This window comes from Flavobacterium petrolei (genome assembly GCF_003314435.2).
Classification (GTDB): Bacteria; Bacteroidota; Bacteroidia; order Flavobacteriales; family Flavobacteriaceae; genus Flavobacterium; species Flavobacterium petrolei.
In genome coordinates, this window is sequence record NZ_QNVY02000002.1 from 597,663 (window position 1) to 620,231 (window position 22,569).

The window sequence follows — 22,569 nt, forward strand, 5'->3', positions numbered from 1 at the left end:
AATGTATTGCTTTTTGAGTTCTAAAACCAACGGCGTTTTTTAAAATAAATAATCATTCCAATCACTATTAAAAACATGGCACCAACAACGGTGTGATAGCCATAATGACGCTTGAGTTCCGGCATATATTCAAAATTCATTCCGTAAATCCCAACAATAAAAGTAAGCGGAATAAATATCGCCGATACGATGGTCAACGTTTTCATAATTTCATTCATCTTATGCGTTTGTGCCGAAAAAAAGAAATTTGAAGCACTTTCTAAAGACCCCATATCAGAATCAATTTGTTCCAAAAGTTCTAAACTTTTTTGATGCAATCGCGAAAAGAAACTAAAACTATCTGCTTCCATCGCATTAAATATCGTGTCGTCTTTTATGCTTTTAATGTCGTACAAAGAATCTCGTAATGGAATAATGGAACGTTTTAAGAAGTTTAAATTATCGCGGTGTTTCTCTATTTTTTCTAAAATTACGGGATCTACACTTTGCTTCGTAAGATTGATCAATTCCTCTACTTTATCTTCTTCGTTTTCTAAAGTGATGAAGAAATTTTCCATAATTGCATCTAAAAGGATGTACAGCAAATAATCCGCTTTCTTAGTTCTTACAATCCCTGAATGGGTTCGAATGCGTTCTCGAATATGGGTAAAAAAATCACTCCTTTTTTCCTGAAAAGAAATTAAGACGCCGTCTTTCAATAAAAAACTAATTTGTTCTACACTAATATTATCTGAATTTTCCCCTGGCAACAGTGATTTTATATTGAAAAACAAAAAGTCATGAGATTCTTCCAGTTTAGTTCTTCGGGTGGTATTCAAAATATCAGCCAACATAAAATTATCGATTTTAAAATAATCACCAATAGATTTTAACCAATCAACATTATTCAAGCCGTGTATGTTAATCCAATTTGTTTTCTGTTTATCAATATATTTGTCTAAATCTGAAACCTTAAAATCCTCATATTCCGTTAGATTCAAATCATCGTAAACAAACAACTGCAGTTCTGAATCTTTGCTTTTATGAATCCCTGTATATTCTAAATTATAGGGTTGCATTTTCCTCCCTTTCTTGTACTTGATTTTTCTCATCCCAACTGATTTATGAAGTAATATTACGAAAAACTTTTACAAGTAAATCGTTTTTAGGCACTTTTGACATTCCATGAAATTAAAAAATATTACTTTATTTACTCCTTAAAAAAAGCAAAGGTAACACGAAATAGTAATTCCTTTCATGACAAAAATCATATTGCCCCAATGAGAAATAAATACTCAACGATTGTTAATTATTGTTAATTATTGTTAATTATTTAAAATTCTATTTCTGGATAATACAATTTTAAAAATATATCAATAGATTTGAAAATTAATGGCAAATAAATAGAAGATTCTCCTATTTATTTACTAAAAACTAATTATTAACCAATATATGTTGCACTACATGTTTAAAAAAAAACTAACTCTATTTATTGTTTTTCTGTTAATTTTTTCGGCTCCGGAGACATTTGCTCAAAGTAGAAAGAAAAGAAAAGCAGAGAAAAATGCTATTGCCAAAGTAGATACCAAGGCAAATGATGCTAAGAAAGAACCCAAACCGTACAAAAAAGTAATTGATTCAAGTGCAGTTACGCAAAGAGGATTAATCGACGTCCATAAAATAGACAACAAATACCTTTTTGAAATTCCGGATTCTATTTTAGGAAGTGAAATGATGACCATTACCCGATATTCTAAAACTCCGGCCGGAGGAGGAATTTTTGGTGGAGAGGAAATCAACAGACAAGTGGTTCGTTGGGAAAAAGGGTTGAATAACAATATCTTATTGAGATCTATTACCTACGTTATTATGTCTCCGGATGAAGACAAACCAATGGCTCAAGCAGTCAAAAATTCAACTTCAGATCCAATTATTGGAAATTATGATGTTCTGGCGTACAAAAAAGATGATGCTGGAAAAATCACAGGTTATGTACTAGATTTATCCACTACTTTCGATGCTGATGTTCAAACTTTTTCATTGGATCCAATTAAAAAGCAACTGTTAAACATTCAGACATTTCAAAAAGACAGATCATTTATCTCAAAAGTAAGTAGTTTTCCAATAAACACCGAAATTAGAAGTGTAAAAACCTTTACGACAACGCCACCAAAAATCAATACTTCACCTACTCCAAAAATTGGAGTTGATTTGCCTTCGGCTTTAGATGCAGGTGTGATTACAGTAGAAATGAATACTTCTATGATTTTATTGCCAAAAAATCCGATGCGCAAAAGAGAATTTGATGCTCGTGTAGGTTATTTTGCAAACCAATATGATGTATTCGAGGAAGAATCTCAAAAATCTGATACCAAAGTATTTGCGGTAAGATGGCGCTTAGAACCGAAATCTGCTGAAGATGCCCAAAAACAAAAAAAGGGTGAATTGATTGAGCCTTTGAAACCAATTGTATACTACATTGACCCCGCCACTCCGGAAAAATGGAAAAAATTCATCAAACAAGGAATTGACGATTGGCAAATCGCATTTGAAGCAGCAGGTTGGAAAAATGCCATTCGTGGTGAATATTGGCCGGAAAATGATCCAACAATGAGTTTGGAAGATGCGCGTTTTTCTGTTTTAAGATATTTTGCTGCCGAAATTCTAAATGCTTATGGTCCTAATGTTCACGATCCAAGAAGCGGTGAAATTTTAGAAAGCCACATTGGTTGGTACCATAATATCATGAGTCTTTTAAGAAACTGGTATTTGATTCAAACGGCAGCGGTTGATCCAGCGGCAAGATCGAAAAAGTTTGATGACAAATTAATGGGAGAATTAATTCGTTTTGTTGCTTCACATGAAGTTGGACACACGTTAGGATTACGTCACAATATGGGTGCGAGTTCTGCAACTCCGGTTGAGAAATTGAGAGATAAAGACTACCAAGAGAAAAATGGACATACTTCATCTATTATGGATTATGCGCGTTTCAACTATGTTGCACAACCAGAAGATGGTGTTACGGCTTTGTTTCCAAGAATTGGAGATTATGATAAATGGGCTATCAAATGGGGATATTCTTATTTTGAAGACACTAAAAATGAAGCACAGGAAAAAGCATTATTGAATGAAATGACTAAGGAAGCATATAAAAACAATCGTTTGTGGTTTGGTACGGAATCCAGTCCTTATGATCCAAGATATCAAACGGAAGATATTGGTGATAATGCGATGAGAGCTTCTGAATACGGAATTAAAAACCTGAAAAGAATACTTCCTAATTTATTAGAATGGACTAAAGAAGATGGTCAAAGTTATACTGAATTAGACGAGCTTTACAGCGCGCTTACAGGACAATTCCGAAGATACATGGGACACGTAACTAAAAACGTGGGTGGAATTTATGATTCTCCAAAAACCTATGATATGGCTGGGAATCAATTTGAAGTAGTTCCAAAAAGTATTCAAAAAGACGCTGTGGCATTCTTGAATACTCAATTATTCAACACCCCAAAATGGTTATTGGATCAAAATGTCCTTTCGAAAATCAACCCAGAAAACGGTGTTGAAGCAATCAAAGGAATGCAAGATGCAACATTAACTAGCTTATTAGCCGGTGACAGAATGGTTCGCCTTTTAGAAACCTCAACTGCTAGTAAAGACAATTATTCTGTGGACGAATTAATCAGTGATTTGAATAAAGGAATTTTCTCTGAATTGAAAAGCAATAGTTCTATTGATATGTATCGCAGAAACATTCAAAAATTGTATGTAGACAAGATGATTGGTATGTTAAAACCTGGTAATGCAGAAGTAAGATCGGTTCCGGTTGGTGTAACGTACGGTTTCAATACCAGAAGAGTAAATTTAGCACAAACGGATTTACCTTCTATTGCCAGAGGCCAATTGAATTCTCTTAAAAATGATTTAAAAATGTCTTCCGCTAGAATGTCAGACCGAATGAGTAAATACCATGTACTCGATTTGATTTCTAGAATTGGTGAAGCTTTAGATCCTAAATAATAAATTAAAAAGGGAAAATGTTCAAACAACATTTTCCCTTTTTTTTTGCTTTGTAATGAATGTTATTTCATCGTGGATTATGTGAAATGTACTAATACATTGCATGGTTATTATGACGTTTATAAAACGCACAGTGAAAAATCTCACTTCATAGAGGCGTACGTTATACAAACCTACCTTGAAGAACACACAATGTAGAGATGAAATGCAGTGCGTCTCTGCAAGATAAATAACAATAATAAAATGAAAACATCCAACTTGTTTCAAATAGGTCGGGTGTTCTATTTCATTAAATGACACAAAAAAACCGGTCTATCGCTAGCCCGGTTTTCTAATCAAATATTAAAAAAAATAAAAATGGAATTAATCTTTTTGAGATTTAACAGCAAGAGTGTATATTACTAATCCAAACCCAATTTTATTGATAGCATCAGCGATGTTGTAAACTGCATCAACGCTTCCTTTACCTAAAAGACCTGTATACCATCCATCAGTTCCTAACATGTAACCTAATGGATAGATTGCCCATCCTACAAGTACGAACCAACATAAAATTTTGTGTGCTTTTTGAATTTCTCCACCAGCTGCAGCAGCTAATTTCGCGGCTTCACCTAACCAAATTTCATACACAATTGCAAAGTAAGCTACTCCGGAAATGAATCCCCATAAAGCTGCATTTTCTGGTGCGATAACTTCACCAATGTAACCTGTTACTAACATGATTACTGAATAAATAATCATTTTCCATAATAAAGACTGTTTTGCTCCAGCTACCTTTAGTATTAGGTAAAATTCTAAACACATTAACGGCACTGTTAGCACCCAGTCAACGTAACGAAAGAAAGTTGGTGACTCCCCAAATGAAGCCCAATAATCTCTCATGTAGAAATAATGCACCGCAGCGATAAAGGTTATCAAACCAGAAACCAACACTGACGTACGCCACTTTTTATCAAACTGGCTTAAGGATAAAAAGAAAAATGCTGAAGCGGCCATCATAGCCATACAGCCTACAAAAAAAGTAAACCCTACGTAATCAGTCGGCAACATTTTCCCAACTAGTCCTGAAATAAACATAAAATTTGTCATAAATAATTATTTTAATGATTTTGTTGAGTCAAATCTACAAAATGTTAAACAAACAAAAGTGTTTTTTGTTTAATATTTTTTAACTAATTTTAAACATTAATTAAATTTCATGAAAAATTATTCAAATATTGCAATTGTAGCAAGCTTTTTCGGGTTATGGATGGATTCTTTTCTTTCGACTGAACTTCAGATAGTATCAGGTTTCTTCTTGATTTTTACTTTTGGGATTTTGCATGGCGCAAATGATCTACTTTTAATAAAAAATATAAATTCTGTAAAACAGTCCAATTCAGGACTCAAAATACTAGGGTATTATGTAGTGGTGGTTCTAACAGGCATACTATTGTTTTATACAATTCCGCAAATTGCATTGTTACTGTTCATTATTGTAAGTGCCTATCATTTTGGAGAACAACAATGGCAAAATCTACAACGTGACTTTCCCAAATGGCTGATAATAATATTCCAATTTATATATGGATTAGTTATTCTTCTTTTACTGTTTAATTTTCACTTAATTGAAGTGCAAAATATCATTTTAAACATTGCAAATATCAGCATTTCTGACAGTTACTTTACCATTATACTGCAGGTTTCAGGAATTATTTTTATTAGCTTAAGCGCATATTTGTATTGGAAATCAGAAAATATCAGAAAAAAACTAATTTTAGAATTCTTTTATTTGCTTCTATTTGCAATCCTCTTTAAGTCTTCCAGTCTGATTTGGGGATTTGCCATTTATTTTGTTTTATGGCACAGCATTCCTTCAATAATTGACCAAATTAAATTTTTGAATGGTTCCTTTTCAATAAAATATTTTTTTGCTTATTGTAAAGCGGCAGGGATTTATTGGTTACTATCTATAGTAGGAATTACACTGATCTACTATATATGTAAAGAGGAACAATTGTTTAATGCTTTGTTTTTCTCCTTTTTGGCCGCCATAACCTTTCCACATGCGGCAGTAATAACAGAAATGTTCCGTGGTAACGAAAAGCAAATCAAAAATAAAGAAGCATAAAAAAAACCGTTCACCGTTGGTAAACGATTTTCTAAATTAACAATAAAGACGGGCAACAGTCCGTCTCTACAGGGAATTATTATTTTACATCTTCGAATTCAACGTCTTCAACATTGTCTCCTTGAGTAGCATCCCCTTGAGGTTGAGCATCCCCTAGTTCTCCTTGAGCATACATTGCTTCGGTTGCTTTTTTCCAAGCAGCGTTGATGTTGTCAAGAGCCGTTAAAATTGCAGGAATGTCTTGAGATTGGTGCGCCATTCTCAATTCAGTCAATGCATATGCTACAGCAACTTTGTTTTCATCAGTTAATTTAGAACCTACTTCTTTCAATTGAGTTTCAGTTTGGAAAATCATTCCGTCTGCTTCGTTCCATTTTTCTGTTCTTTCTCTTAAAAATTTGTCAGAATCAGCATTAGCTTCTGCCTCTTTTTTCATTCTTTCGATTTCTTCAGCTGCTAAACCCGACTCATTGCTGAAACGAATCAGGCTAAATTTTAAAACTAAACTTATTATTTTTTCTTAGCTGGTCCAGCAGAAGCGAATACAAACTTCTTATCCGCAGGAACGTAAATCATTTTATTTTCCTTTCCTTTATTTTTCAATACCACATCTCCTGCTTTATTTACAATACATTCAAAACCTTCATTTCGAATTCGGTCTATTGTTTCAGAAACCGTTTGCTTATCATCCAAAAAATGTATTTCAGTTATTTTTGTAGTTGTTTGTTCATTCGTCAGCACTTTTGTTTTAGAAACTATGTCACAAATTACAGAAACGGTAGTCACTGCAGCCTCTGTTTTTAATTTGCTTTGCGCCGTCTTTTTTTCCTGCCACGTTATTTTATGCAAAGGAGTTCCTTTGGTCGTAAAGGGTTCAATTTTACATTCTAATGGCAACTTATCTACCTCAAAACTTTTCAATAAAATCGTGTCTTTTTTGGCTCCTTTATTCGTGATAAACAAATAAAATTTATTCTTAATCATTTCCGCAGAAACATTCTCTGATTTTGCAAGAATGGATGAAGCTGTTGATTTTTTGGATTTATTGGTCTGACTGAAAAGAGCCGTACAACAAAATGCCATAACAAGAAGTAAAATTGTTTTTTTCATAATTGATTTGGATTTCAAAGAGATTGAAAAGTACAATAATATTTGATACAAAATAGGCGCATCCCTATTTAAACAAAAATAAATTCCACAAAAAAAACCGTTCACCAATGGCGAACGGTTTTCTAAATCAATCGTAAAAATGCACCGCAGTGCATCTCTACGGATAATTATTTTACTTCTTCGAATTCAACGTCTTCAACATTGTCTCCTTGAGCAGCATCCCCTTGAGGTTGTGCTTCACCTTGACCTTGTTCTCCTTGAGCGTACATTGCTTCAGTAGCAGTTTTCCAAGCAGCATTGATGTTGTCAAGAGCCGTTTGAATTGCAGGAACATCTTGAGATTGGTGAGCCATTCTCAATTCAGTTAATGCATATTCTACAGCAACTTTATGATCATCAGCTAATTTAGCTCCAAGTTCTTTCAATTGAGTTTCAGTTTGGAAAATCATTGAGTCAGCCTCATTAATTTTCTCCGCTTTAGCTCTTAAAACTTTGTCAGACTCAGCATTAGCTTCAGCATCTTGTTTCATTCTTTCGATTTCTTCAGAAGTTAATCCAGAAGAAGCTTCGATACGGATATCGTGAGATTTTCCAGTTCCTTTGTCAGTTGCAGAAACTTTGATGATACCATTAGCATCAATATCAAAAGTTACTTCAATTTGAGGAACTCCTCTTGGTGCTGGTGGAATACCATCTAAGTTGAAACGACCAATAGTTTTGTTATCAGCAGCCATTGCTCTAGCTCCTTGAAGAACGTGTAGTTCAACAGTTGGTTGAGAATCAGCAGCAGTTGAGAAAACTTGAGATTTTTTAGTTGGAATAGTTGTGTTAGACTCAATTAATGTAGTCATAACTCCACCCATAGTTTCGATACCTAAAGATAAAGGTGTAACGTCTAATAACAATACATCTTTTACATCTCCAGAAAGAACTCCACCTTGAATAGCTGCTCCAATTGCAACAACCTCATCAGGGTTAACTCCTTTAGACGCTTTTTTACCAAAGAATTTTTCAACCTCTTCAGCAATTCTTGGCATACGAGTAGAACCTCCCACAAGGATAACTTCGTCAATATCAGAAACAGATAAACCTGCATCTTTCAAGGCTCTAGCAACTGGTGCCATAGAACGTTTAACTAAAGAATCAGTTAATTTTTCAAATTGAGCTCTAGATAATTTTTTCACTAAGTGTTTTGGTCCTGAAGCTGTAGCCGTAACGTATGGCAAGTTGATTTCAGTTTCTGCAGAAGAAGACAATTCAATTTTTGCTTTCTCAGCAGCTTCTTTCAAACGTTGCAATGACATTGGATCAAGACGTAAGTCAATACCTTCTTCAGCTAAGAAATCAGCAGCTAACCAGTCAATAATTTCGTGGTCAAAATCATCTCCACCTAAGTGAGTATCACCGTTTGTAGACAATACTTCGAAAACTCCGTCTCCTAATTCAAGAACAGAAATATCAAATGTACCTCCACCTAAATCGTAAACAGCAATTTTTTGATCAGTTCCTTTTTTATCCAATCCGTAAGCTAGTGCAGCAGCAGTAGGCTCATTGATGATACGCATAACTTTAAGACCTGCAATTTCACCAGCTTCTTTAGTCGCTTGACGTTGTGCATCATTAAAGTAAGCAGGAACTGTAATAACTGCTTCAGTAACTGTTTGACCTAAATAGTCTTCAGCAGTTTTTTTCATTTTTTGAAGTGTCATTGCTGACAATTCTTGAGCAGAGTATAAACGACCATCAATATCCACACGTGGTGTATTGTTGTCCCCTTTTACAATTTTGTATGAAACTCTTTTTGCTTCAGCCGAAACTTCACCAAAACCTTGTCCCATAAAACGTTTGATAGAAGCAATAGTCTTAGTTGGATTAGTTACCGCTTGTCTTTTCGCAGGATCTCCTACTTTAATTTCGCCACCTTCAACAAAAGCGATGATAGATGGTGTTGTTCTTTTTCCTTCTGCATTAGGAATAACAACTGCTTCATTACCTTCCATTACAGAAACACAAGAGTTGGTCGTACCTAAATCAATTCCGATTATTTTACCCATTTTTAATATATTTAATTTTATTGTATACTTGTTTTAATGACTCGAAGTCGATAAGTCAATCTTTGTGCCAATACAAAACCCACTAATAAAATGTCAGTTTATATTAAAATTGGCGGAAAAAAATCTGACAAGATGACATTTTAGGTCCACTGTCATTGTTCTATGAATTGTCATTCTTACTATGACACTAAGCACATCCGAAGCTTGTATTTATTTTAGGAGCTGTTTCCCGCTATTCGCTAAATCTTTTCTTTTTTTAAAAAAAAAGATGCCGCTGCTATCGGGGCTAGGGCATTTAGGATTAAATCACATTTTTGGAATTACTAATTTTATTAGTACTTTCAAAAAAATCCAATTTAATAAATTCCCGAGATTTAAAAAGTAAACATAAAGGGTCAAAATCAGTACCGGTAAATCTAAATAGGAAAAATAAAAGCTAATACATAAAATCTGTAAGAATCTCTTTGAGTAAAGGAGAAACATTATTTCAGTGAATTGAACTTTTGTAATAATCCTCTCAAATCATTCTCAAAAAAGAAAAAATCACCTACATTTACTACAAAAAAATAGTACTGCTCGTTATTAGTCAAGTTATAAAACTGGCTCAAAATTTCAGCCTAAAATGAGCAACTATTTTAACCCTTAAATAAATTATATGTCTGAAAGAATAGCAGGGAATTCAGGTGGAAAAGGTGGAACATCTGGAGGAAAAGGTGGAACAAGAGGCGGGAAAAGCAATGTAGCAGGAGGCAGAGTAGGAGGAAAAACTGAAGACAGTTTAAAAGAAAAAACAAGAGGATTTGTAGAAGAAACAATAAAAAAACCAATTGCCCACTGTGTTAGATCAAGAGAAAAAGAAAATGATTGGACCATTATACATGCAATAGTTAATGGCATTGTAAAACATGATTTCCCCGAAGAAATAGATTTACGAACAGGTAATAATTGGTGGGAAATAGGTGATCAAAATCATACAGGTTCTTGCACTGCATGGGCTGCTACAGATTCATTATTGAGATGGCATTTAGTAAGAGCTAAGAAAATAAACGAAACAGAAAGGCTTTCTGTACAATTTACTTGGATGGCTGCAAAAGAGACTGATAATTTTGTAACCTATCCTGAAACTTTTATTGAAAATTCAGGCACACCGCTTAAAGGTGCTTTAAATGTTTTAAAGAAGTATGGTGCTGTTCTGGAAAAACACCTTCCATTTGGTGGAAGAATAACTGATCCACAAATGGATGCTGAAACTTTCTATTCGATCGCTTCACTATTTTCTATTAATAGTTATTACAGCATTATCAAGGAATACGATGTCAATTTAGATCATCTTAGAATGTGGTTAGCAAGTATTGGCCCAATAATAGCAATGACTGATACCGACTGGAACTTTAGAAACTACGATAATGGCGGAAAACTGGATTTTTATGATTTAACAACAGTTGTTCCAGATACAGGACACGCAATTGCCATTGTAGGTTATACTAAAAATCATTTTATCATTCGCAACAGTTGGGGTACTGATTGGGGAGATAATGGTTATGCTTATGCATCTAACGATTATGTTGCGGCAGCATTTTGCGAAGGATACGGTATCTGGGTTTAAATATATAAAGTTCTATCTCCAATATTTTTTTTAGTTTATACATGGGTTTCTAATATCTGGATTTATATCGAATTTATAGTTATTTTGACGAACAAAAGAAAAAGAGCAAACCCGATAGCGCGTATTTGCAAGCCGTGCGACAGTTTGCTAGAAAACTAAAAGTCCAAGAATCTATTAAACAATAACCTAACCAAAAAATAATGAAAAAATATCTTTTTATCTTATCAATCTTACTGTTTTCCAATCATATAATTTCTCAAGAAATCACTCAAGAAAACATAATTGGAAAATGGAAAGTGATTAAAGTTTTGAAAAAGATTGAGAATCCTAACCTAAAAGATATTGTTAAAAGTTTTAATACCGCAATATTTGAATTTAAGGAGAATTCAGATTTTAAACTAACAACAGCTGACAATTCAAAGTTATTTTCAATGTTCACAAATATGACCAATAATTCTAAATGGAAATTAAACAAAAATAATTATGTTATTAGTATTGGTAATCAATCTGATGGATACAATATTTTAAAAATAATTGTAGCTGAAGTAAATGGTAAAATAATTTTCCATTTAAGCGAAACAGAACTTGATTTAGAAGTACAAAAAGTTTAAAAAAGTTAGTACAAAAGCTATTACAATGAATTTGGGCATTAGGCTTAATGGAAAAATAGTATTTTATCTGCCATGTTTCGGCAAATCCAGATTGCACAAATTTGCTATCCGTGCCCGCTAACACAAAGGTCAATAATCAGAATACACATTAAAAATGGAAGATTCACGTATACTTGCCAGCAGCCTTACTTTTTTGGAAACCTTGGCAACAAATAACAATCGAGAATGGTTTGCTGAAAATAAGGAGACTTATATTTCGGCACAAAGTAATATTATTGCCTTTATTGACCAACTCATACTCCTAATGAATACTCATGATGCCATTGAAAATGAATCTGGAAAAAAAAGCCTATATCGTATTTATAATGATGTCCGGTTCAGTAAAGATAAATCCCCTTACAAACCTCGATTTGCATTCAGTTTACAACGAGCTACTAAATTAAAAAGAGGAGGCTATTATATGAACATAGAACCCGGTAATAATTATTTGGCTTGTGGTTTTTTCTCCCCTAATCCAGAAGACCTAAAAAGAATACGAAAGGATATTGAGCTGAACTTTAAAGATTGGCGCAAAATTTTAGATTCAAAACCTATCAAAGATAACTTTGTAGAGCTGACAGGCAGCACCGTTCCCACTTTTCCAAAAGGCTTCCCTAAAGACCATGAAGCCATAGATCTAATTCGCCATAAACAATTTATTTTGAGATATAATTTTACAGATCAAGAAGTCATTGATCCAAGATTTGTCCACAATGTAAATGAAATTTTTAAATCGGTACGCCCCTTTTTTGACCATTTGAGTGTTGTACTTACAACTGATTTGAATGGTGAAATTAAAGTTTAAAATAGCAAGTTGCAAACAAAATCAAAGTCAGAGCGGTCCAACTTATTTTTGCATATCGCGTATATTTGCAAGCTGTAGCCACAAACTAAATAAAAAATAAAATTAAAAAATATGTTTACCCTAGCACAAATCAAACAAGCGTATGATAAAGTACATACAGAAATTGATTTTAAAAATTACATACAGGAATTAATTGAATTAGGTATAAAAGGATATGACACTCATGTTACAGACGGTCGTGTCATTTATTATGGAGATACTAATCATGAAGTAAGCACCGATGCAAAATACGATCAATTATTGATCGCTGGCACTGCAAATAAGGAACGCTTCATTGAATATCTGGTTACTCATGAAAGCGGTCAAACCGACTATTATACTTTTTGCCAACAAGCTGCGCAATGTGGTATTGCCAAGTCGCGTATTGATATCATCGAGATGACCTGCACTTATCTTACCTCTGCAGAGGATCCCATTGTGATAGAAAAAATTCCGGTTTAATTTTTTGAGTTGTCTAATTTTCAATTACTAGTCATACAACTATAACTGAAATATAGTACTACCCCATTCAATTATTAAAATAAATACTACGGCAGCAATCAGTTAAACTTAATCATAAAAAAAACGGGAATAAATCCCGTTTTTTTATGCTAAGTTTTTACTGCCTTTTAAAACTTAAAGTTTAGTCCTGCTGAAAAAGTGGTTCCATTAAACCCAAATTGATTTACTTCCCAAGGATATTTAAAACGACCTCCCAAGTCAGTAACCACATCCCCTTTAGTGTCTATTTTGTCTGGATAAACATTGAATAAATTGTTTACCATCACATTAGCAGATATTGTATTTGTGAATTTATAAGCAATTCCTAAATCCGTAATAACTTTTCCTGCAAAAGTTTGATCTTTTGAGATGTCTGTAGCGTGTTGCCAAGTAACTTCACCAAAATAAGTGTTATTAAAAATAAGACTTGCTTTCTTCAAATCATAATTGGTTCCTAACAATACCTTTGTATTAGGTCTTGCACTTAGAATTCTACCTTGCTCTTTACGGTTGAAAATGTCATATCCGTTAGCCTTCAAAATAGCTGGTGTTGCAATTTGTCCATCAATTTTAGTAGAAGCAATATTTGATGCCAAGCTAAATCCTAATTTACCGTTCCCAATTGCAAGGTTTTTATAATTCAAAACAACATCAACACCTTTAGTTATAGTATTCACTGCGTTGATAAAAAACTTCATGCTTGTTATATCATTAGCAATTAACACTGCTTCGACTGGGTTAGTTGTTGAATTATCACCGTCAAATCCAACTTCTCCTGAAAACAAAACACGGTCTTTCACTTTTATATGGTAGAAATCAACAGAAGCAGAAAAATTAGCACCTGATCTAAAAGTAATCCCTGTTGATGCATTTTGTGATTGCTCAGCATGTAACTTAGGAACTCCTAATCCAATCACTGCTGGATCCACATTGTTAAAAGTCCCTTGATTAGAAACCGTACCTCCTGATACAAGGGTTTGAATATTACTCAAATAAATCTGGTGTAATGCCGGTGCTCTAAATCCTGTACTGAAAGACCCTCTTACAACAATATCACTATTTAATTTGTAACGAGAATTCACTTTCCAAGAAAAATTATCACCAAAATCTGAATAGTTCTCGTATCGTAAAGATCCTCCAATCAAGAAAGCCTCAGAAACATCATAGTCTAATGTAGTATAAACCCCAACGTTGCTGCGGTCTTTTTTCAATGCATTTGCCGGTTGTAACCCAGGAAACGACTGCGCACCTCCACCAACGTATGACTCCTCTTGGCCTGCTCTAGCTTCAAATTGTTCTCTTCTTAATTCTGTTCCAAAACCAAAAGTAACTTTATCAAATGTTCTGCTAAAATCAGCATTACCCACCAACTGACTAAAAGTATATCCACCAGTATTAAATTCAGTAGGACTGTTAGCGCCCAGAGATACATTCAAGGAATTCCCTACTGTGTAATCTACTTTATTAGAACCCGCTGTTAAACTGAAATCTGAATTAAAACCAAACAAAGTTGATTTTATCCCAATAGACCCCAGGTTATCAAATACATCCGTGTTGAAGGTAGGTTGGAATCCATTATAAGTCGTACCTGCATCGTGTAATAAATTGTTAGGGTCTGAAACCCAGTAAGGAGTTCTATACAAAGCAAAACTCGTTCCTTTTCTAACATTTACATCCCCGAAAGCATAAATCGTTGTGAGGTCAGAAAGAGGATATTCAGCATTAACCACCAAAGCTCCCATTTTAGAATCTGGCTGTCCGATAGTCATCCCCAAGTCAGGATTTCTGCTTAACCAATCTCCCCATTGTGCATCATTTGCAGCTACTCCAAACAAATCATCTTTTCCTGGTTTCCCTGCTCTGTTCGTTTTCTTTTGATCCAAATAAGAAAGATTGAAATTCACAAAACCTTTGTCAGCAATTTTAAATCCTGAATTAAGATCAGCTCCAAAATTGAAACCGTCCCCTTGCGAAGTTATTCCTGAAGTAAGACTCACTTCGGTAAAGTTAGTTTGCTTTTTAAGTATAATATTCACTACTCCGGCAATAGCATCAGAACCATACTGAGAAGAGGCTCCATCGCGCAAAACCTCAACTCTTTCGATTGCTGAAAAAGGAATACTTTTCATATCTGTTCCTACCTCTCCTTTACCAGGCGTGTCATTGATATAAACTAAAGCACTTTGATTTTTTCTTTTTCCGTTTACCAAAACTAACGTACGACTGGGTCCTAATCCACGCAAATCTGCTGGGTCAAAGTGAGCCGTAGCATCAGAGATAGCCTGACTACTAGAATTAAAAGAAGGGATTTTATAGGCTAACATTTTATCAAATGTAACCTGTCCGCTAGATTTAAGATCTTCCGCATAAAGTTTATCGATTGGCACAGCAGAGTTTAAAACACTGCGTACTTTTGATCTATTTCCAGTAACAACTACTTCATCTAAACTGTTATTAGGATTAAGTTTAAAAACAATGGCAACATCAGCATTGGTTACTTCAATATTTTGATTTTGGTAACCCACATATTTTGCAATTAAAGTAACTGGCAAACTCTTTACCTTAATTTCAAAATTACCATTACCGTCAGTGGTTACTCCTTGTGATGTCACTTTGTCTATTACATTAGAATATGGTAGCGCTTGCCCATTCTCGTCCGTCACAATCCCTTTAATTGTTTGTGCATTTACAGCTGCAGTACCTATTAAGATAAATAATGCGGCTAAAATAAATTGGTTAAATCTCATAATTTTTTTTTGTTTTTTTAATATAGTCTAGAAAGTAAATTTACTTTTTTTTCTTAAAAAAATCTTAAAAATCAAGATTAATCTAAAGTTTCACTTATGAAACGACAGAAATTTAAAATAAATGGCACTAAGTGATTGTTCTTAAAAAAGTTAACTGTTATTTTTTTTCCGATAAAGAATCACAACTATCAATTATTAGCTCGCTAAATAGCTTTAAGCTGATCTCCTGTGCCATACTATTAAGACTATTAAATTAAATACTGCCAAATAATTACCGTACTTGCTCTATTATTACAGAAAATTTTTATAGAAAGCGATTACTTGTGCAAACTATTTTTCGCAGACTTTCTTAAAAATTGTTCAAAAAAAGACTTAGTTTTAAATATTAAAAACTAACGCAATAAAAATATGGTGAACTTTACAGTTGCTCTTCTAAGTTATACATATATTTGGGTCTATGTCCGCTACTGTGCAACAAATATATACAAGTTAATGGTCATTGCAGAGCGACACCCAAACCGACAAATAGATTGAACGATGAAAAAATATTTCTCACAAATGCGAGTTTTTACTTTTCTGACAATATTACTTTTTGGCACTGCCTGCAACGGACCCGTTAAAAAAGACTTGCCAAAAGGAGAGATAAGTGAATCGCTATCTGTTGCACATCCCAAACTTATAAAAACCATAGGCTCGCCTAAATATGGCAATGTACAATCTGCGCTGCAGGACAAAGCCGGTAACCTTTGGTTTGGCACCACAGAAAATGGTCTTTATAAATATGACGGAAAATCCTTTACCCAATTTTTAGTAAGCGATGGGCTCAACAGTAATAATATTAATGCCCTTTTGGAAGATAAAGATGGTAAAATTTGGATAGGTACTCCAGCGGGAGTTTGCCTTTACGATGGTAAAACATTTACTAAGATCCAGATCCCTTTACGAAAAAACCTGCCTCCCAACAAGTTTAGAAAAACGCAGGAGGTATTCAGTATCATGCAGGACAAAAGCGGAAAACTATGGTTCGCAACAATCAATGGTGTTTACATCTACGATGGCAAATCCTTTACTCCGTTTATAATTAATGAGGGCGGAGTTGGCTATATGAGCAGTAACAATAACGTGGAATATATTTTAGAGGATAAAGCTGGTAACATTTGGTTTGGTGGAAGGGGTAATAAGGGTGTGTTTCGTTACGATGGAAAATCTATAATCAATCTTAAACCAAATGGCGACAATTAGGCTTGGCCCGCATTGCAAGACAAGAACGGAAATATTTGGTTCAGCAATTGGAGCGGGGTTTACCGTTATGATGGAAAATCATTTACTAGTTTTACAAAAAGTGATGGCTTGGTAAGTGATTCGGTTATGCGAATTATAGAAGATAAAAACAGAAATATTTGGTTTGGTGGCGCTGGCGGTATTTGCCGTTACGATGGAAAAGCTTTCACTTGTTTTACAACAAAAGATGGACTAATCAATAACGGTGTTTGGGCAATTTTGGAAGATAAAAAAGGAAATATTTGGGTGGGTACGAGAGAAACAGGTCTCTCCCTTTACGATGGAAAAACATTTATTAATTATTCGGAATATAAACACTAGCCTGTAACGGACTAATAAACAAAATTTGCAACAACAGACAAAAAGTACAAAAAAACATCAATCACTAAAACCAACAATCATTATGAAACAACGTTCCAAGCATTTTGCAGTAAAAACAATCCTAATTGGTCTATTCATCCAGCTATTTACAGTAACGGTTTCCTTTGGGCAAACCAAAGCAGAACAAATCGATAAATTGATGAATCTATATTCGGACTACGGGCAATTTAACGGCTCCATTCTTGTCGCTGACGCAGGTAAAGTTATTTATAAAAAGGGATTTGGAATGGCAAACATGGAATGGAATATTCCGAACCAGCCAGACACTAAACACCGTTTGGGTTCTGTTACCAAACAATTTACCGCCATGCTAATACTTCAATTAGTTGAGCAGGGAAAATTAAAGTTGGATGTTCCTATTACAACCTATCTTCCTGATTATCCTAAAGCATTGGGCGATAAAATCACTATTCATCATTTACTAACGCACACCGCTGGAATTCCTAATTATACTTCGTTTCCTAATTTCGTGAAAGATTTAAGTATCAATCCTTACAGTCCGGAAGCTTTTGTAAAAAAATTCGCTGACCTACCGCTGGAGTTTACGCCGGGAGAAAAATTTGCATACAGCAATTCCGGTTATTTTTTATTGGGTTATATTATAGAGAAGGTTTCCGGTAAAACTTATGAGCAGTTTTTGCAAGACAATATTCTTACGCCACTCAAAATGAATAATACAGGATTCGACCATCATGAGACAATTTTGAAAAACAGAGCTTCCGGTTATGAGAAAAATGGTAAAAACTACAGCAATGCCAGTTACCTTGATTTGTCTATCCCCTACGCTGCCGGTTCTTTGTATTCCAATGTAGATGATTTGTATTTATGGGATCAAGCACTTTACACCGAACAGTTACTTTCGACAAAAAATAAAGAGCTGTTATTTAATTCCTATATTCCTGCAGGACCAGGACAATATGGTTATGGATGGTTTATCAATAAGGCTTTCAATGGAGAAAAAAATGAGAGTATCATAGTTACTGAGCATGGCGGTGGAATAAATGGATTCAACACCTTGCTCTCCCGTATTCCGTCTGACAAAAATCTAGTGGTTTTGTTAAATAATACAGGCGGTACAAACTTAAACGAGATGAGTAAAGCAATTCGAAACATCTTATACAATAAACCGTACAGTTTGCCTAAAAAATCATTGGCTGTTGCTTTCGTAGACGTTATTCTGGAAAAAGGAATTGCTTCCGGATTAACTTATTTTAATGAAAATAAAAATTCAAATACCTATGCTATCAACGAAAATGAAATGAATACCGCAGGATATCAATTGTTACAAACCGGAAAAGTAAAAGAAGCAATAGAAGTTTTCAAACTAAATGTAGAAGCGTTTCCAAAATCAGGAAATGCCTACGATAGTTTGGGAGAAGCCTATTTGAAAAACGGAGATAAAAAGCTTGCTATTCTAAATTATAAAAAATCAGTGGAACTGGATCCAAATAATGAAAATGGGAAAAAAGTATTGGAAGAAATTTCAAAGTCCTAAATTAGTAGACCTGTTTAAAAAAAACCGCACGGATCATGTTTGATTTCAAAAACATGACCGTGCGGATAATAATAAAAATCACGCTCTTAAATTCACTTTTTAATTCACCGCCTTAGTTGACTTCCCAACGGTCAAATAAACATGCGTATTGGGATACAGGAATTCAATTTTAGTATTTTGCTTGTTTATCCGCATTGTTACTTGACCTTTCTCATTTTCTAAAGTATAGAACGTATAATTCCTATCGGGAGCAAAAATGCCCGAGTCTACAATTTTATATTTCATCTTTGTAGCTGTGAGAAAGAAAACTACAGTACGCTTATGAGTGTCAAGAAACACAAAAGAGTATTCATTTCCTGATACATTGCATTCGCCTTGTTTAAAAGGCTCTTCATCTATGCAATACCGTTGCACATAAAACACTTGTTCCTGAGCATAAATACCACCCGATAGCAATAACAGTACAATCATTTTTTTCATACATGGTTATTTTCTATTATCCAGAATTGGACAATTCTTTTCTTATACAAAAGACACGCCACATTTTTTTTTGAAGAAAAAGAAACTACAAAATCCCCAATTACTTTTGGTAGCGTATCCTTAAAAAAGGATTAAAAAGGTTCGTGAGTTCCTTTTCATTCCACATATTATTCGTAGTTTTGACCGTAACAATGCGTAATAAATTTCTGGTAAAGCAATCCAAAAGAATAGCGCAAACAACTTTAAAAATAATTACAATGACTTCATTTAGCAAAGAATTATCCTTTCGTTGGTCTGATCTTGACCCTAATTTTCATGTTCGACACAGCGCTTATTATGACTTTGGTGCACAACATCGTATCGAAATACTGGAAAGTCTTGGTTTAACAATGAAGGTGATGCAAGCGCAAGGCTTTGGCCCGATTCTGTTTAGGGAAGAATGTGTGTTTAGAAAGGAAATAAAACTTTCGGATAAAATTTCCATGTACACCAAAACTTCAAAAGTAAATGCGGATGCTTCCCGCTGGTCCATTGTACATGAATTCATGAATGAAGACAATAAACTATGCGCAACCATAACAGTTGATGGCGCATGGATGGATCTTAAACTTCGAAAACTAGCATCTCCTACTCCCGCAATTGCGATGGAAGCCTTGAGTATTTTTCCTAAAAGCGAGAGCTTCGTGACTACATAAAAAAAATCGGGAAATTAGAATCATTTTCGCATTTTAAATCAAACGAGAATCAAAAGCGTAACGTTACTAGCACTCAAAAATCATGAAAAACAGAGAATACTCCGCCATTTACAGAATAATGCATTGGTCAATCGCCATTTGCATGACTTTATTGCTTGTCACGATTTTTCTACGTTTGACGTGGATGAATAAAAATAATGTTGCGCTAATTATTCAAGATTATTTAGCGACTACAGATCAAAAGTTGACGCAAGACCAACTCATTACGCTTGCTAAAAAAATAAGAAAACCCATGTGGGACTGGCATATTTATATTGGTTATGCTTTGGTAGGTTTGTATAGTATTCGGATGGCGCTTCCATTTTTTGGGCAAATGAAATTTTCTAATCCGTTCCACAAAGATTTAGGCATTAAAGAAAAATTTCAATATTGGACATATCTCATTTTTTATGTTTGTGTCGCTATTTCGCTGATTACCGGTTTAATTATCGTTTTAGGTCCAAAAAATCTAAAGGAATCCATGGAAGAAATACACGTACTTTCTATTTACTATCTATTGGCGTTTATTGTGATTCACTTATCAGGCGTTTTCTATTCTGAATTAACAACGCAGCAAGGATTAATTTCCAGAATCGTAAGCGGACCAACAAAGACCGAAGAAAATTAGAAATAAAAAGCACTCATTTTTTTGCAAATTATCCGGTTTTCAAGAAACAAAAACAATATTTTGGATAAACTTCGGAATCCAAAAATTTAATGCAATATCCCATCTATGAAAATATATGTCAAAAATATGGCTTGCGAAAGTTGTAAAATCTTTGTTAAAGAGGCTTTAGAAGAGCTCGACATCACAGCGATAAAAATAGAACTTGGTGAAATTGAAGTGAAAGAAGAACTCACCACGGGTGAAAAAAAGAAATTAAACAGTAAAATTAAAAAAGCAGGATTAGAATTATTAGAAAAAAAACAAGGTATTCTGATTGAAAAAATCAGAAGTGTAATAATTGATTACGTCTATAATTCTGATGAAAAACCAGTCATCAAATTCTCTGTTTTGCTAAGCGAAAAATTAAATCACAGTTACACCTACTTAGCCAATTTTTTCTCCGAAATAGAAGCCAGTACAATTGAACAATATGTGATTTCACTCAAAGTAGAACGTATAAAAGAGCTCATCATTTTAGAGGAACACACCCTTTCAGCCATAGCTTTCAAACTGCATTACAGCAGTGTTTCCCATTTGTCAAATCAGTTTAAAAAAGCAACCGGATTGACACCTACTCATTTTAAAAATTTAAAAGAAAAAAGAAGAATTACCATTCAAAATATTTAATAAAAGAACTTCCTTTTTATAAAACCAAATGCCTTTCGATAGTTGTATTGCCTTTAACAAAAAAGATTCAGAAAGATGAATCAAAATTCCGAAATAAAAGAGCTTGCCAAACTATTCCTTAAGTTGGGACTTACCGCTTTTGGTGGTCCGGTGGCACATATTGCGATGATGCAGGAAGAGGTAGTCCAAAAGCGAAAATGGCTTTCAGAACAACATTTTTTAGATCTCATAGGTGCCACAAATTTAATTCCGGGACCCAACAGCACTGAAATGGCAATCCATATTGGCAATGAACGAGCTGGTTGGAAAGGTCTGATTGCAGCTGGACTCTGTTTTATTCTGCCAGCAGTTTTCATCACCGGTTTTTTTGCTTGGGGCTATAAACAATATGGACAGTTACCGGAAATTCAACCCTTTATTTATGGCATAAAGCCCGCGATTATTGCCGTGATTCTGGCTGCCATTTATCCATTGGCCAAGAAATCCCTGAAATCAATACCATTAGCCGGAATCGGAATTGCTGTATTAATCTTGTCCTTACTCGACTTCCATGAAATCTATTTGATGTTTGGAGCAGGATTATTTGCCTTGTTCTGGTATTTCATCCGAGTCCAAAAAGTGAAAAACACTTCTATTTTTCTGCCCATAACGCTGATGCAGGTTTCAACCGCAACAGTTTTGACTGCCACCAATATGAATTTATTTTGGATTTTCTTGAAAATTGGCGCAATCCTTTATGGCAGCGGTTATGTACTTTTTGCTTTTCTCGATGCTGAACTCGTGGCTACCGGACTGCTGACAAGACAACAATTAATCGATGCAATTGCCGTAGGACAATTTACACCAGGTCCAGTTTTTTCATCAGTAACTTTTATTGGATATCAAATCAAAGGTTTCTCCGGCGCAGTAGTTTCTACAATTGCAATTTTTCTGCCTTCCTTTATTTTTGTTGCGCTTCTGAATCCATTGGTAAAAAAAATGAGAAATTCAAAACCTTTTTCAGCATTCCTCGATGCGGTAAATATAGCTTCTGTGGCCATTATAATTTCGATATGTTATGCCATGGCAAAAGACACCGTTACAGATTGGCGGACCATTTTAATCGCCATGATAAGCCTCGCCATTACTTTTGGTTTCAAAAGAATTAACAGTGCATTTATCGTTTTGGGCAGTTCCATTTTGGGTTACATGTTGACCCTTCTTTAAACAATAAAAAGTAATTCGCTTCCCAAGTAATTACCCCATAAAGTTGTCTTTTTTTTTATACTTTTATAGAT

General features: G+C 34.4%; 19 protein-coding genes and 1 pseudogene. 13 read left to right on the forward strand and 7 right to left on the reverse strand.

Annotated elements, in window-relative coordinates; genetic code table 11:
• Positions 1 to 20: 20 nt before the first annotated feature.
• Positions 21 to 1,091 carry a magnesium/cobalt transporter CorA gene (gene corA, locus DR871_RS09095; RefSeq protein WP_113665574.1) on the reverse strand — a complete coding sequence of 357 codons (1,071 nt, stop codon included), beginning with the start codon at positions 1,089 to 1,091 and terminating at the stop codon, positions 21 to 23.
• A gap of 352 nt (positions 1,092 to 1,443) precedes the next feature.
• Between corA and DR871_RS09100 the strand changes: the two genes are divergently transcribed.
• Complete coding sequence (locus tag DR871_RS09100; protein ID WP_207209804.1) at positions 1,444 to 4,005, forward strand: zinc-dependent metalloprotease; 2,562 nt, start codon at positions 1,444 to 1,446, stop codon at positions 4,003 to 4,005.
• Between the two features lie 363 nt (positions 4,006 to 4,368).
• Here the strand turns inward: DR871_RS09100 and DR871_RS09105 are convergent, their stop codons facing one another.
• The gene (locus DR871_RS09105; RefSeq protein WP_113665572.1) at positions 4,369 to 5,094 is read right to left on the reverse strand and encodes a bacteriorhodopsin-like; all 726 of its coding nucleotides are present in this window, start codon (positions 5,092 to 5,094) and stop codon (positions 4,369 to 4,371) included.
• Positions 5,095 to 5,203: 109 nt separating this feature from the next.
• Between DR871_RS09105 and DR871_RS09110 the strand changes: the two genes are divergently transcribed.
• Positions 5,204 to 6,115, forward strand: a complete 912-nt coding sequence (locus DR871_RS09110; RefSeq protein ID WP_113665571.1) for a Brp/Blh family beta-carotene 15,15'-dioxygenase — start codon at positions 5,204 to 5,206, stop codon at positions 6,113 to 6,115.
• A 79-nt stretch (positions 6,116 to 6,194) separates the two neighbouring features.
• Here the strand turns inward: DR871_RS09110 and DR871_RS09115 are convergent.
• The 3 genes and pseudogenes from DR871_RS09115 to dnaK all read right to left on the reverse strand — a co-directional run.
• Positions 6,195 to 6,599, reverse strand: a pseudogene (locus tag DR871_RS09115) (Hsp70 family protein); the annotation flags it as partial.
• A 26-nt stretch (positions 6,600 to 6,625) separates the two neighbouring features.
• Positions 6,626 to 7,225 carry a hypothetical protein gene (locus tag DR871_RS09120; protein ID WP_129752536.1) on the reverse strand — a complete coding sequence of 200 codons (600 nt, stop codon included), beginning with the start codon at positions 7,223 to 7,225 and terminating at the stop codon, positions 6,626 to 6,628.
• A gap of 167 nt (positions 7,226 to 7,392) precedes the next feature.
• Complete coding sequence (gene dnaK / locus DR871_RS09125) at positions 7,393 to 9,279, reverse strand: molecular chaperone DnaK (RefSeq protein ID WP_113665568.1); 1,887 nt, start codon at positions 9,277 to 9,279, stop codon at positions 7,393 to 7,395.
• A gap of 655 nt (positions 9,280 to 9,934) precedes the next feature.
• Between dnaK and DR871_RS09130 the strand changes: the two genes are divergently transcribed.
• From DR871_RS09130 to DR871_RS09145, 4 genes are all read left to right on the forward strand, one after another.
• A complete protein-coding gene (locus tag DR871_RS09130; RefSeq protein ID WP_113665567.1) occupies positions 9,935 to 10,885 on the forward strand; it encodes a C1 family peptidase in 951 nt (316 codons plus the stop codon).
• A gap of 200 nt (positions 10,886 to 11,085) precedes the next feature.
• On the forward strand, positions 11,086 to 11,496 hold the full coding sequence (locus DR871_RS09135) for a DUF5004 domain-containing protein (protein ID WP_113665566.1): 411 nt from the start codon (positions 11,086 to 11,088) through the stop codon (positions 11,494 to 11,496).
• Positions 11,497 to 11,650: 154 nt separating this feature from the next.
• Positions 11,651 to 12,340: a DUF2461 domain-containing protein gene (locus DR871_RS09140; RefSeq protein WP_113665565.1), complete on the forward strand. Its 690-nt coding sequence runs from the start codon at positions 11,651 to 11,653 to the stop codon at positions 12,338 to 12,340.
• A 111-nt stretch (positions 12,341 to 12,451) separates the two neighbouring features.
• Positions 12,452 to 12,841 (forward strand): DUF1398 domain-containing protein, encoded by a 390-nt coding sequence (locus tag DR871_RS09145; protein WP_113665564.1) that lies wholly within the window; start codon positions 12,452 to 12,454, stop codon positions 12,839 to 12,841.
• A 167-nt stretch (positions 12,842 to 13,008) separates the two neighbouring features.
• On the opposite strand, the gene DR871_RS09150 is transcribed toward DR871_RS09145, so the two are convergent.
• Positions 13,009 to 15,627 (reverse strand): TonB-dependent receptor, encoded by a 2,619-nt coding sequence (locus tag DR871_RS09150; protein WP_113665563.1) that lies wholly within the window; start codon positions 15,625 to 15,627, stop codon positions 13,009 to 13,011.
• A 537-nt stretch (positions 15,628 to 16,164) separates the two neighbouring features.
• Here DR871_RS09150 and DR871_RS09155 point away from each other — a divergent pair.
• The 3 genes from DR871_RS09155 to DR871_RS09165 all read left to right on the forward strand — a co-directional run bounded on the left by DR871_RS09155 (position 16,165) and on the right by DR871_RS09165 (position 18,784).
• A complete protein-coding gene (locus DR871_RS09155) occupies positions 16,165 to 16,869 on the forward strand; it encodes a ligand-binding sensor domain-containing protein (protein ID WP_113665562.1) in 705 nt (234 codons plus the stop codon).
• A gap of 12 nt (positions 16,870 to 16,881) precedes the next feature.
• Complete coding sequence (locus DR871_RS09160; protein WP_113665561.1) at positions 16,882 to 17,229, forward strand: ligand-binding sensor domain-containing protein; 348 nt, start codon at positions 16,882 to 16,884, stop codon at positions 17,227 to 17,229.
• An 82-nt stretch (positions 17,230 to 17,311) separates the two neighbouring features.
• Entirely contained in the window at positions 17,312 to 18,784 is a 1,473-nt protein-coding gene (locus DR871_RS09165) for a serine hydrolase (protein ID WP_113665560.1), read from the forward strand.
• Positions 18,785 to 18,883: 99 nt separating this feature from the next.
• Here the strand turns inward: DR871_RS09165 and DR871_RS09170 are convergent, their stop codons facing one another.
• Positions 18,884 to 19,264: a hypothetical protein gene (locus DR871_RS09170; RefSeq protein ID WP_113665559.1), complete on the reverse strand. Its 381-nt coding sequence runs from the start codon at positions 19,262 to 19,264 to the stop codon at positions 18,884 to 18,886.
• A 257-nt stretch (positions 19,265 to 19,521) separates the two neighbouring features.
• Here DR871_RS09170 and DR871_RS09175 point away from each other — a divergent pair, with 257 nt between their 5' ends.
• The 4 genes from DR871_RS09175 (at position 19,522) to chrA (ending at position 22,498) form a co-directional block, all read left to right on the forward strand.
• On the forward strand, positions 19,522 to 19,959 hold the full coding sequence (locus DR871_RS09175) for an acyl-CoA thioesterase (protein ID WP_113666039.1): 438 nt from the start codon (positions 19,522 to 19,524) through the stop codon (positions 19,957 to 19,959).
• Positions 19,960 to 20,041: 82 nt separating this feature from the next.
• Positions 20,042 to 20,626 (forward strand): cytochrome b/b6 domain-containing protein, encoded by a 585-nt coding sequence (locus tag DR871_RS09180; RefSeq protein ID WP_113665558.1) that lies wholly within the window; start codon positions 20,042 to 20,044, stop codon positions 20,624 to 20,626.
• A 105-nt stretch (positions 20,627 to 20,731) separates the two neighbouring features.
• Positions 20,732 to 21,292, forward strand: coding sequence for a helix-turn-helix domain-containing protein (locus DR871_RS09185; RefSeq protein WP_113665557.1), 561 nt, complete (start codon positions 20,732 to 20,734; stop codon positions 21,290 to 21,292).
• Between the two features lie 75 nt (positions 21,293 to 21,367).
• Positions 21,368 to 22,498, forward strand: coding sequence for a chromate efflux transporter (gene chrA, locus DR871_RS09190; protein ID WP_113665556.1), 1,131 nt, complete (start codon positions 21,368 to 21,370; stop codon positions 22,496 to 22,498).
• Positions 22,499 to 22,569: the final 71 nt, after the last annotated feature.